The following is a 13,568-nucleotide window of genomic DNA, read 5'->3' as shown; positions in this document are numbered from 1 at the left end:
TAATAAATTTTGTCCTGCTCTCCTTCTAGGATAGCGATTTTAGTCATTAGTTATGAGTTATTGATCGTTTGTCATTTGGACTCAAATGGACTTTATTACTGAGGATAGCAGCATTTTTTGTAAGTGCTGTTGAAAGGCATTTAGGCCAAACAGAGCGATCGCCTGTTCTCTTAGCCACTCCCCATCACATCGCTGGTCATCCCCTTGAAGCATTTCTATACAAGCTGTTGCTACAGCATCAGGACTGCGGTGTCGTACTCGCCATCCCAGTTTACCATCCTGCAAAGGGTCAGCGGAACCATCGTCGTCACCGGATAACACCGGCACTCCACAAGCCATTGCTTCTAGATAAACTATGCCAAAGCCTTCTTGCGAAGGCATAATATAGGCGTCAGCAAGGCGATAATGTTCCATTAATTCTTCTGTGGCAACGAAACCAGCAAACACGACGCGATCGCTCACACCTAAATATGCAGCAAGTTTAGCTAATCGCGGTTGGTCATCGCCGCGACCAATTACCAAATATTTCACTTCTGGGAAAACTTGAGCGATTTGTGGTATTGCCCGAATCGTGACATCTACACCCTTGTAAATATCTCCTGACCATAACCGTGCTACTGTCATCAACACTTTCGCACCAGTTAAGCCATACTTCTGGACTAATTCTGGTTGTTTGGAACCAGGAGTAAATTTATCCGCATCAATGGCACAAGGCATCATCTGTACCATTTTTGGGTTTAGACTATTGGCAACACAAGCGCGATCGCGGCTGTAGCGACTAATTGTCCAAATTCTATCTGCTGATATCAGGGCGCGACGTTCCTGATTTTTCAACGGTTCCCAGACTTCTTTGCCGTAAGTTAGCACAGTGTAAGGAATCCCTAAGGGCTGGCAAAGTGTTTGGATTAATACTGCTAAGTTAATATGACCGCAGAAAACCTGCTGCGGACGGCTCTGCAACAGACACTTTAGTAAAGCCGCTGCCATTTGCAATCTCCCCAAATAGGGGGACTGATTTTTAAAGTAATGAAATTTTAAGTTCTCGTCTTCAAACGGATTTAAGCTATCAGCACTATCTCGTAGTAAAAAAACTTCTGCCTTGTAGTCTTGGCTCAATCCCAGATAGGCGCGAAAAATATCTTTTATATACGATTGAATACCACCTTCGTGAGCGAAAATTTCTAAAAACACGAAGACATGGTTAGTTTTTTTCTTAACTTTATCACCTAAACTCAGGTTTTTTGTCACTGTAGTGATCTGCATTTTAGATTATTTACACTCGCGGTAAGGGCGCGATCGCACCGCTTTCTAACCGCTCCAAATCTGTTTTTACCATTTTTTCTAAAAGTTCCTCAAAGCTTACTTGGGGTTCCCAGCCGAGGTTTCTTTTAGCCTTGCTGGGGTTAGCTACTAGTTGAAAATGCTCATCTTGTCGCAACAAGCTAGTATTTAATACTACATACTGCTTCCAATCCAATCCGACTGACTCAAAGGCTGTGGCAACTAAATCTTTAACACTATGCAGTTTACCAGTGCCAATCACATATTCTTCTGGCTCATCAATTTGCAACATTAGCCACATGGCCTCTACATAATCACCTGCAAAGCCCCAATCACGTTTGGCATCGAGATTACCCATTTCTAAGGTGTCAGTTAAACCCAATTTAATTGATGCAGCCGCCAAAGAAACTTTGCGTGTGACAAACTGGGGTGCGCGTAGAGGAGACTCGTGATTATATAAAATTCCGCTACAGGCAAATAGCCCATAGCGCTGTCTGTGATGCACCATCGTCCAGTGAGCGTGCATTTTAGCCGCAGCATAAGGATTTTTGGGACGAAAAGCGGTTTCCTCATCTTGGGGCGAGAGGAATACATCGCCAAACATTTCTGAACTGCTGGCTTGATAAAATCTAGTAAACAAACCGACTTTTCGTACTGCTTCCAAGAGCCTAGTAGCTGTACCAGTTATTAAATCCAGGGTTCCCAATGGGTCGTTCCAGGAGTCGGGTACAAAACTGGGAGCCGCCAAATTGTAAATTTCTTGGGGACGCAGTTGTTCAACTGCGGTCAACAGTGCCGCTTTATCCCTCAAGTCAACCGTAAAAATTTCTACCTGATTTGCCAGGATTCCCAGCTTTGTCAAATTAGGTTGTCGATGTGGGGGTACTAATCCGACAACTCGATAACCACGGTTGAGGAGCAAATGGCTGAGATAGTAGCCATCTTGACCAGTAATTCCTGTAATTAGGGCTGTCTTACTCATATTTGTCCCCTATTCTGTCTATCTCTTTAAGCACGAAATGGCACTTGTTGGAGAACAAACATTAAGACTCTCAACACTGCTGACAAATCTTAACAAGCGAGCTAGTGTAACTCGAATGCTATTTTTACTATATTCACTAATTCTTTTTATACAAAAATCTTACTTGAGATTTTACAAAAAAATCATAATGAATAAGCAATTTCACGTAAAAAATATATTTATCCAATTTAAATAATATTGAAAAAAGAGTATACTTTTATCAATCAAATAACTATGTATTTCAGCAAAAACTGCTTCTGTTTGAAAGTGTGTACTTCAACTTTGAGCAAAATCTTCGTTACCTTGGTGACGACTATATGAGAAGTTTTATTTGTTTGAGTCCTAAGTACGGGCGAGTTAGCAAGAGAGTATTGTAGAGAAGAAAAGCCCTCGTTTTTGGTCGATACTCCTTCCCTACACTCCGCTCACAAGCCAAATTTCACTGTTACTTTTGTGCTTCTACAGAGTATTTGACAATGAGCAGGCAATTTCTACCATCCGCACCACGTTCGTATACAACCCGATCGGCCAACCGCCGGAGGAGAAACCATCCATACCCACCTACTTGCAGAGTACCTGGGGCTGGCTCTGCGATCGCATCAGGATTAAAAGGTTTTCCGTAATCCCAAATTCTAATCTCTAGTCGGTCAATCCACAGATAAACGTTAATTTCAATGATTGTTTCCGGGGGTAAAGCATGATGAGCATGACGAACAGCGTTGGTAAAGCCTTCTGCTAATGCTAAATTGAGGCGATCAAGTTGGGTTTTTGACCAGCCAAGTTGAGACAAGTGTTGCAGACAAAATTGCTCAAACCATTCTTGCACCTGGTTTAAGAGCCTGAGTTCGCTCTTAACCGTCAGATGGTCTTGCTGCACTATACTAAGCATTAACTGTGAGTTGAATATAAGTAAACCCAAGTTGCTAGTTAGTAAATTCTGCGCTGTTCGCAAAATTTCTCTCACATAAAAAAATCTAAATTGACATATTCTGTGTACCAAAATACAAAACATGAACGATTTTGGCATTCTGAGGGTTGTAACTAGCAACTTAAGTTAAGTAAGTAAGAAATGTTTGTATTTGTTGACTTTTGATGATTTGAGATTTTGAATAGCTTTTCCATCCAAAACTTCAAATCTCAGATGCAATCTGAACTATTGAAGAAGAATTCAGAATAGTGAATTCAGAATTCAGAATGCAATTACTGAGGGATACTCTGCGGGATCTGGCTACAGACCCAACACATTTTGTTGACCACTAAAAAAAGCATATTTAGTGTAGGAATTAAGCCAGTTTATTTCAGACGTTATCTACGAGACGCTGTGCTTAACTTGCTTGCCCGTAGGATACGCGGACTCGCTTTGGGTAGCGTTATCCGCTTTTGATTCAGAATTTAATTCTGAATTCTGGCTTCTGACTCCTGAATTCTTTCCTGTTAAAATTGACGCCTGTTGATTGTTTTCAAAAGCACATCTGCATCTGCTCTTGAAACTCACAGGCGTCAAAGCATTTTCTAGTGACTAATTTAGAATAGTCCCAAGGTCAAAGATTTATCCAATGGCAAAGCAGCACCAATACCCAGCCACAAGGTGACAAGAGTACCAACGAGGAATACTGTGGTTGCAACTGGACGGCGGAAGGGGTTTTGGAACTTATTCACGTTCTCAATAAAGGGAATGAGGATTAGACCTACTGGTACGGAACCCATTGCTAACACTCCTAAAAGTTTGTTAGGAAGCGATCGCAAAATTTGGAAGACTGGATACAAGTACCATTCTGGCAAAATTTCCAATGGTGTGGCAAAAGGATTTGCTGGTTCCCCGGTCATTGCGGGATCTAGCACAGCTAGAGCCACAATCGCAGCGAAGGAACCCATGATCACAATTGGAAAGACGTAAAGTAAGTCATTAGGCCAAGCGGGTTCACCATAGTAGTTGTGACCCATGCCTTTAGCGAGTTTGGCTCTTAACTGAGGATCGCTCAGGTCAGGTTTTTTTTGTGTTGACATTTTGAAATGTGCTCTCCTGCTTAAGTTAAATTAAAGCATTTGTGAAAGCTATCAGCTACTAGGCAACCAACAGCGTTTCTATATCTACAGTCATCCGCCTGAAGTTTTCTACAGCTTTAGGCTTAAGATACAAGTATTTGTTTTTTGGAACTTATGTGCAATTAATTTCTTGTGTTTCATAAGTTTAAAACAAACAACTCGATCTGAAAACTAACAAATGTTGCCTTTCGCTAATAGCTGAGATTACAAAGGCCCGGAAATGCCTTGCTTGCGGATCATCAAGAAGTGAAACAGCATGAAGACTGCAATCAACCAAGGCAGTACAAATGTGTGTGCGCTGTAGTAACGAGTTAGTGTTGCTTGACCAACACTAGAACCGCCGCGCAGCAGGTCGGAAATCAGAACTCCAACCACGGGAATTGCTTCTGGTACGCCGCTAACAATTTTCACAGCCCAGTAGCCAACTTGATCCCAAGGTAGAGAATAGCCAGTAACTCCAAAGGAAACGGTAATCACAGCTAGGATCACACCACTTATCCAGGTCAGTTCGCGAGGCTTTTTGAAACCACCAGTCAGATAAACCCGGAAGGTGTGCAAAATCATCATCAATACCATCATGCTGGCAGACCAGCGATGGATGGAGCGAATTAGCCAACCGAAGTTTACTTCATTCATGATGTACTCTACTGAGGAGAAAGCTTCAGTAACTGTTGGCCTGTAGTAGAACGTCATGGCAAATCCAGTAGCAAACTGGATGAGAAAGCAAACTAGGGTAATTCCACCCAGGCAGTAAAAGATATTGACGTGGGGAGGGACGTACTTGCTAGTAACGTCTTCGGCGAGTGCCTGAATCTCCAGGCGTTCCTCAAACCAGTCGTAAACGTTGGCCATACAATCTCAAGTTCCTAAAAGTCGGTTGCGGTTGATAAATCCCGAAGTTCTGAATCGGCAGAAGCCTTCGCTCAGACTTCTCTCCCAACTAGTAATTTTGGGATTTTAGTAAAGGGGAGTTTTTGGAAAGCTTTTCAGCTTTTGGCGTGCTAAGAGACTTCAGAAACTTTACACTCTGTAAAGATGGAATATATTGCGATCTCTTTACGCCCCTACACACAAAATGGTGGACACAAAGTAGATTTTATCCTTTGGTGAGTGGATACGATGCATCAGTTGACTGAACAACTTGATGAGAAAAATGCACCACTTCTATAAAAAAAGTAACATAATCGAGAGATAGATTTCATCAACAACAGAGGAAGTGGGCATTATCTAGGCAATTTGGGTTGAGGTGGAATTGATAATGGGGTTCATGAACAAACAAGTCTTTCGGGTTGGATTTTCATTGTTAATGGCATTTTGCTTGGTGTTGGGTACGCTCACTCAGCCAGCACTGGCTTTGACGGGGGAACAAAAGCTGGTTTCGGAAGTTTGGCGAATTGTTAATCGTACTTATCTAGATGAGACGTTTAATCATCAAAACTGGGCGGCTGTCAGGCAAAAGGTTCTAGAGAAGCCACTGGCAGACTCAAATGCCAGTTATGAGGCAATTGGGAAGATGCTCAAGAGCCTCGACGATCCTTTTACCCGCTTTTTAGATCCAGAACAGTACCGCAGCTTGCAGGTCAATACTTCTGGGGAACTGACTGGGGTAGGATTGCAAATTGCCCTGAATTCTGAGAATGGGAAGTTGGAAGTAGTGGCTCCCATCGCCGGTTCACCGGCAGATAAAGCGGGGATTCGACCACGCGATCGCATTCTCAAAATTGAAGGTGTTTCCACAGAAAATCTCACCCTTGATGAAGCTGCAACCAGAATGCGCGGGCCGAGTGGCAGCCTTGTGACTCTCTTGATCGAACGAGACGGAGAGGCAGAAACGGAAATTAGACTGACACGCGATCGCATTGCTCTTAACCCTGTGGTTTCGGATTTGCGTGTTTCTCCTGAGGGTACACCCATTGGCTACCTACGTCTTACACAATTTAATGCCAACGCTTCAACGGAATTGGCACACGCTATTTCTAGTCTAGAAAAAAAAGGCGCTGCTGCCTACATTCTAGATTTACGAAATAATCCTGGGGGGCTATTGCAATCAGGAATTGAAATCGCCCGTCTGTGGTTAGATTCCGGCACGATCGTTTACACTGTTAACCGACAAGGTATTCAGGGGAGTTTTGAAGCCTTTGGGCCAGCCCTGACGAACGATCCTCTGGTGATTTTGGTGAATCAAGGAACTGCTAGTGCGAGTGAGATTCTTGCTGGCGCACTCCAAGATAACGATCGCGCCCAGTTGGTAGGCGAAACCACCTTTGGAAAGGGTTTAATCCAATCTTTGTTTGAATTATCAGATGGTTCAGGCTTGGCAGTGACAATTGCTAAGTATGAAACTCCTGAACACCGAGATATTAACAAACTAGGTATTAAGCCGGATAAAGTTATTTCCCAACCAGCCATTAACCGCGAACAGATTGGTACTGAAGCGGATCTGCAATATCAAGCAGCAGTCGAACTTTTGGTAAAAAACTCAGTGTTGGCCAAAAAGGCGTAAAAAGTTAGGAGTTAGGAGTTAGGAGTTACGAGAGACGCGATTAATCGCGTCTGTACAAGAGTTAGGAATTGCCTTGTTCCCAGTCTCTGACTGGGAATGACCATTAGGAGGCTTTGCCTTCTTTGTTTGTACCAGAGCCGTAAGGAAATTTTTATCCTACAACCAACAACTGTGATTTTCTAGCTTATGCTGACAACGGTAGCTGAATCACAAATTCAGTTCCTTTGCCAAGTTGAGAATTCACCTTGATCGCTCCACCATGTTTTTCTACAATAATTTGACGAGCGATCGCCAATCCTAAGCCTGTGCCTTTACCGACAGCTTTTGTCGTAAATAAATGGTCAAATATTTTTTGTTTTATCTCTTCATCTATACCCTTGGCATTATCGGCAATTGTAATTCTAACTAGATTATTTTCTACTGTAGTTATAATTTTAATACAGTTGGGATTCGCTTGAATTTCGTCAAAACTTTGTCCAATATTCGATTCTTCTAAGGCATCAATAGCATTTGCTAGTAGATTCATAAATACCTGATTTAATTGTCCAGGAAAACACTCAACTTGAGGTAAAGTGGTGTACTTAGTTATCACTTCAATTGCTGGACGTTGCTCGTTAGCTTTGAGACGATGTTTCAAAATTAAAATTGTGCTATCAATGCCTTGGTGAATATTAAATGGTACTTTATAATCTTTGTCGGCACGCGAAAAAGTCCGTAAACTGGTGCTGATATTTTTCAGGCGATCGCACGCCATCGACATGGCATCAATCATCTTGGGCAAGTCTTCTAAGCTATACTCCAAGTCGATTTCTTCAGCATGATCTTTGATTTCATCACTCGCATTAGGCAGGCTTGATTGATAGAGTTTTAAGTGTTCAACTACATCAGTAAAGGTAGGTTTAGCTTGTTTGAGACTGGCAGCAATAAAACCGAGAGGATTATTCATTTCGTGAGCGACACCAGCAACTAAGTTGCCTAGTGCAGACATTTTCTCATTTTGCACCATTTGTAATTGGGTGTTTTGCAGATCGGTTAGTGCTTGTTCTAAGTCAAGTGATTTTTGCTGCAAGGCAAGTTCTGCAAGTTTGCGATCGCTAACATCAATCACCACCCCATCCCAGATGATTGACCCATCAGTTTGTCGCTCTGGTCGAGCCGCAGATTGAATCCATTTTACGGTTCCTGAAGGCAGGATAATCCGCCATTCTTGCTCAAACGGTGTGAGATTTTGGGCAGAGTAGGCGATCGCTTCTTCAATAGCTGGGCGATCGTCAGGATGATTCATGGCGTAAAGGCTATGCGTCCCTGCCATCACCGACTCTGGCTCTAACCCATACAAGTCCAAACAGCCAGAGCTAACATAGGGTGTTGAAGTTGAACCGTCGGCCGCCAGGCGGAATTGGTACACCATCCCAGGAATATTATTCGTCAGATTTTGGAAGCGGATTTCACTAACCTGCAATTTTGCTAGAGATTGTGTTAACTGTTTAGCATAGTTCTGCGAATTTCGATAAAGTCGCGCATTTTCCAGAGAAATTGCCGCTTGAGCGCAAAGTAAGTTCAGCAGCTCGACGCAATCACTAGTAAATGCTCCGATTGCCAAATTGTTTTCTAGATACAAAATGCCCAGCAACTTACCCTGATGCAAAATCGGGCAGCACAAGATACTTTTGGGCTGCTGTTGTTGAATATACGAGTCATTGATTAATTGCGGATGCACTGTGGCATCAATAATCACTGCTGGTTGTAAGCTGCGTTTGACGGTATTAATTAAGCTAAGTGGTACATCAACAGAGTCTTCAACAGGCTGTGGGTTGAGCAACATCGGGTAAAAATCGACTTTAGCAGCCTGGTTCTGTACAACGCTCACGGAAAGCTGTGCTAACGCCTGAATCAGTAAACGTCCTGACTCCAAAAGCATGAACACACACTTATCGGCTCCCGCATTTTCAATGACGATATGCAGTAATGCAGAGAGCAGTTTTTCGAGTTCGATTTCCCCAGAAAGGGTTTGGGATGCTTTGAGAATGGTAGCCAAATCTAAAGCAACAGAGGCGCTGCTACTGCTGGAAGTGGCGGAAGTGGTGGAGGTGACACTCCCCAATGTAAAGATAGTTTCGTTAGTTGAGAGGGGAGAACGGGTTTGCTCTAAGATGGGGGCGAGGAGTTGGGGATAGCGTCGTTCCAAGTCGGCGACTTTGGCTTTAGCACCCCAACGAGCATAGCTGTAGTAGGCTTGGGTTATGTATTCCTGAGCAATCCGTTGTTTACCCCAGCTGAGGTAAAATTTAGCTGCCAGTTCATTGGCCAGCGCTTCTTCTTGGATGTAATGGTTTTCTTTGGCTTCGGTGATGGCGCGATCGTACAAATCTATTGCCTGGGCTTTGTTGCCTTGCACTCGCTCTCGTTCCGCCTCGACTAGATGAAACTTGTGCAAGAAATTCATCGGGGCATGAGTTGCCCAATACTTAAGTTTTTCTTGGTTGGCAGCGATGTATTCCTTTGCTTGCTGCAGTTCTGGGGTTGAAAGTCGCTCAAACCATGCTAGTTGAGCTAAAGACTCATAGAAATGAAAGATAGGTACATATACGAAAGCAAGGACAGCATCCAAATACTGTCTTGCCTGCCTAGCCTGTTCTACAGCTTGCTCAAAGTCTGAAAACAGATAGGACAGAATCAGTTTATTAATCCCCAGCAATGCTAATCCGGTGCGATCGCCTGCTGCTTCATGTAATGGAAGTTGATGCTGTTCATTGTAGGCTGCACCTTTCAACACCACCACGTTATCTGCATTGCCCATTAAATTGAGCAAAATTTGTCGAATCAACTGGGAATAAGTCAGAGTTAGATTTTGCTTGAGATGCTTGAGTGCTTCACAATATCCAGCAACTTCCGGCTCCAGTTGCGTTAAATTCTGTCCGGCAAAATAGGAGTAAAAACCGTAGTTATACGCAGAGTAGCCCGCGAAAGTCAAATCACCTACATCTAAACAACTACAATAGGTCATCTGCAAGGGATTTAATATCTCACCCAGGTGCATTTTCCAATGCCTTGTGTACAAATACACTAGTAATAAAGTTTTCCCTTTCAATTCAGAATTTTGATAACGTGAAAGTAGGTCGAGGGCTAACTGACCGAATTCATAACCTAATTCGACGTTTCCGACCACACCACACATGAATATTCCATAAGAGGCATAGCTAAAAGTCGAGGTTGACTCATTGCCATACACGACAGACAGATAAACCTTTTTTAAAATCACCAGTAAATACAGCAGTGGCACAGACACATAAGCGCCGGGTGCTACCGATGTCAAAATTCGAGCCGCCGCTAGGATGTTCACATCCCTTGCTTGGCTGAGGTTGAGTAACTCGGCAGGTAAGTGCTTTCCAATCGCATCTGAGACGGTACTAAAGGCAGCTGCCACGTCATCCTGGGTTGGCGCTGCGGGCAGTTCCACTCCCAATTGCTTTAAGATGGCAAGTGCCGCTGCGATCGCCTCGGTAAATTTACCCTGAGCGATGAATGCCTCAATCTTCACCTCATAAACGCTGATTTGATCTAATGGGGTTTTGGCATGGTTTAGGACGAGGTTCGCAAAGGCTGCCATCTGCTCTAAATTACCGCTCAGATAGGCGGCTTCTGTGGCAACTTGATGCAGTGCTAGGGTCAACTCATACTGATGCTGCCAACTGTTTTGGGCAAGTAACTCAATGCCTATTTGGGCATATTTGCAGGCGGCAGTATAGGCAGTCGCCGCCTTTGCCTTGCGACTTGCCATCAGGTTAAATTGCGCCAATTCTTGACGTTCTGCGGATTGGGCGAGCAATTCAGTCGCAACATTGAATTGACTGACGATTTCAAAAATGCGTTCTTCCCGGTTGTTTTCGGGGGTGTTACGCAGGAGTAACTGTCCAATCTTCAAGTGAACGGGTTGTTTTTCATCGGCGGGAATTAGGGAGTATGCCGCTTGTTGCACCCGATCATGTAAAAATCTATATGCAACAATCTCAGAATTTTCTTGAGCAACTGGTTGATGTTCTTCCCCAACATAAAACTTATAAATTTCACTTTGGGGTAAAATCAAACCTTCCTGTAAGGCTTTCCATAAACTTGCAGCCGCTTCGATTTGGGATTGTTCGGAAATGATCGCCAACGTCCCCAAATCAAACTGATTGCCAATACAGGCTGCCAGTTTGACAATATCTTGAGTGATGTCGGGCAACTTCTGAAGTTGTTGTGACATAAATTCCACCACATCATCGGTGAGAGCAAGCGATCGCACTTGTGCTACATCACACTGCCAAAAACCTGCCTCCCAATTAAATGTAATCAGCCCATCCTCATGTAGCGCTTTCAAAAACTGAGTTGTGAAAAAGGGATTGCCTTTGGCTTTTTGATAAACCAACTCTGTCAACGGCAATGCCTGTTTTGTTGCACAACTGAGTGAGTCGGCGATCAAATGGTTCACATCTGCTTGACTTAAGGTTGCTAGCGTCAAAGTATTGACGAAAGAGGATGTCTTTTCAATTTCATCTAGCGTCAACATGAATGGATGAGCTGCAAATACCTCGTTATCGCGGTATGCACCAATAATGAATAGATAGCTGCAATCACTCCGAGCCATCAACAACTTCAGCAAATTCAGCGATGCCGAATCTGCCCACTGCAAGTCATCGAGAAACATTACCAACGGATGCTCTCTTGTCGCGAACACCTGAATGAACTTTTGGAACAGCAGATTGAAACGGTTTTGTGCCGCACCGCCTGATAGTTCAGCGATCGCAGGCTGTTTGCCAATCATCTGTTCCAGTTCAGGAATTACCTCGATCAGAAGTTGTCCGTTCTCTCCAACTGCCGCTAAAATCTTTTTCTGCCATTGCTTTAGCTGAGTATCGCTTTCACTAAGCAACTGTCCTATTAGGTCACGAAAAGCTTGTACAAAAGCAGACAGAGGAATGTTGCGGTTGAACTGGTCATATTTGCCCTTGATGAAGTAGCCATTCCACCGCACAATTGGCTTATGCACTTCATTGACGACTGCGGTTTTGCCAATACCAGAGAAACCTGCCACTAGCATCAATTGAGAGCTACCATTGGCAACCTGACCAAATGCCTCTAGTAAGGTCTTTACTTCCGATTCCCGTCCGTAGAGTTTTTCTCTTATGAGAAAGCGATCGCTGATATCGCGCTGTCCTAAATCAAACCAGGTGTGTTTGCGTGTTTCTCGCCACTGTTTTAAGCAGGTAACAAGGTCATGTTTAAGTCCTAGCGCACTTTGATAGCGATCTTCGGCGTTCTTCGCCATCAGTTTGCGGACAATTTCGCCCAGCATCAAGGGCAATTTGGGGTTGAAATCGCAGACGCAGGGTGGAAGTTTCGCAATGTGGTAATGCACCAACTCCATCGGTTCATGGGACTCAAAGGGCAGTTGTCCGCTCAGTAGTTCAAAGAAAGTCACACCTAAAGAATAGAAGTCACTGCGGTAGTCAATGCCTCTGTTCATCCGTCCGGTTTGCTCTGGCGATAGATAGGCTAGCGTTCCCTCCAATCCATTGAGGCTCTGGATTTCCTGGGTTTCTCGTGGTAAGAGCGAGGCAATACTAAAGTCAATCAGCTTGATTTGTTTCGTGTCAGGGTGAATCAGGATGTTAGCTGGCTTAATGTCTTTGTGAATGACGCGCTGTTGATGTAACTGGTGTAAAGTGTCTAGCAGTTGCAGAGCAATGGGTAGGAATTGCTCTAATGTCAGTGTTTTTCCTTGAGTAAATTGCCGCAGGGAAACACCACCAAAGTCTTCCATGACTAGGGCATAGCCATTGTGATAGGCTTCCAGGCTGTAGGGTTTGATAATGCCGGGAATATCTAGGTTTTTAGCGATCGCATATTGGTTGCGAAACTGTACTAATTCGGTAAAAGTTGGGTATTCTCGTTTTAAGAGCTTGATCACAACTGGTAGGCGATCGCCTTCTCGAATTGCCCGATACACTTGAGTACGAGAACCTGAATAAAGTTGCTCGATGATTTGGTAGCCAGCAATCCTTAAAGTTCCATCAACTTTTGCGCTCATAAATTTTTACGAAAATTTCTTTATACTAGTGTTATAATTCCCACTACCATATCTTGGTTAACAAACGTTAGAAAAGTTGCATTGGGTATGGGGCACTGGAGGCAGAAGCTAGGAAAGCATCTTCATGTAGATGTGGCGATCGCTTTTTGATGATTTCCCAAAGTAGCATCAGAACTCCGTCAAGGAGTTAACAATTTATCAAATCAAGCATAGATTGTTGTCAAATTATTTAGCTCGGCAATTAAAACGTCAAGATGTTACCATGTTTATCGCCTAGTTATTTGGTGCGCAGCGCGGTGTGGCTGCGCCATTACTTGTGACAGTTGCGTAAGTCCTGTCAAAAATCAAATAGGTTTCCTATATATGTAGACAATTTGCAGAATTTTTACTCTTTGAATTTAGATTTAATTGGGTGGTAATTCTAAACTAATGTGCTTCTTCCTTGGCTATACAGTATTTTCAGCCTTGGGTGTCAATCATACTACTCAATCGCTACTCAAAAGCACTATTTTTAACCACATTTTTAGCGTAGGCGTAGCCCGCCGCAGGCATCGCAAGCAGCGATCGCGCTACTCAAATGCTACTCATTTTTGACGATCGCACTTTATAACAACTTGATGTCTGCTGTGCCGAGTCGAACGGCTTAC

General features: G+C 43.6%; 7 protein-coding genes. 1 reads left to right on the top strand and 6 read right to left on the bottom strand.

Annotated features, from left to right (window positions below):
• Window positions 1-81: 81 nt before the first annotated feature.
• The 5 genes from HWQ40_RS27650 to petB all read right to left on the bottom strand — a co-directional run bounded on the left by HWQ40_RS27650 (window position 82) and on the right by petB (window position 5,200).
• Window positions 82-1,263, bottom strand: coding sequence for a glycosyltransferase family 4 protein (locus HWQ40_RS27650; RefSeq protein ID WP_292784503.1), 1,182 nt, complete (start codon window positions 1,261-1,263; stop codon window positions 82-84).
• Between the two features lie 10 nt (window positions 1,264-1,273).
• A complete protein-coding gene (locus HWQ40_RS27645; protein ID WP_292784501.1) occupies window positions 1,274-2,263 on the bottom strand; it encodes a GDP-mannose 4,6-dehydratase in 990 nt (329 codons plus the stop codon).
• A 484-nt stretch (window positions 2,264-2,747) separates the two neighbouring features.
• Window positions 2,748-3,191, bottom strand: coding sequence for an anti-sigma regulatory factor (locus tag HWQ40_RS27640; protein ID WP_292739730.1), 444 nt, complete (start codon window positions 3,189-3,191; stop codon window positions 2,748-2,750).
• Window positions 3,192-3,826: 635 nt separating this feature from the next.
• Window positions 3,827-4,309, bottom strand: coding sequence for a cytochrome b6-f complex subunit IV (petD, locus tag HWQ40_RS27635; protein ID WP_104907753.1), 483 nt, complete (start codon window positions 4,307-4,309; stop codon window positions 3,827-3,829).
• Window positions 4,310-4,552: 243 nt separating this feature from the next.
• Window positions 4,553-5,200, bottom strand: coding sequence for a cytochrome b6 (gene petB / locus HWQ40_RS27630; RefSeq protein ID WP_099102529.1), 648 nt, complete (start codon window positions 5,198-5,200; stop codon window positions 4,553-4,555).
• Between the two features lie 406 nt (window positions 5,201-5,606).
• Here petB and ctpA point away from each other — a divergent pair, with 406 nt between their 5' ends.
• Window positions 5,607-6,851, top strand: coding sequence for a carboxyl-terminal processing protease CtpA (gene ctpA, locus HWQ40_RS27625; RefSeq protein ID WP_292784499.1), 1,245 nt, complete (start codon window positions 5,607-5,609; stop codon window positions 6,849-6,851).
• Window positions 6,852-7,035: 184 nt separating this feature from the next.
• Here the strand turns inward: ctpA and HWQ40_RS27620 are convergent, their stop codons facing one another.
• On the bottom strand, window positions 7,036-12,921 hold the full coding sequence (locus HWQ40_RS27620) for an AAA family ATPase (RefSeq protein ID WP_292784496.1): 5,886 nt from the start codon (window positions 12,919-12,921) through the stop codon (window positions 7,036-7,038).
• Window positions 12,922-13,568 lie beyond the last annotated feature (647 nt).

Origin of the sequence: Nostoc sp. NMS9, from assembly GCF_017114995.1 — a bacterium.
Lineage (GTDB): Bacteria > Cyanobacteriota > Cyanobacteriia > Cyanobacteriales > Nostocaceae > Nostoc.
The sequence above is the reverse complement of the archived record's forward strand: the minus strand, read 5'-3'. Positions and strand labels throughout refer to the sequence as shown.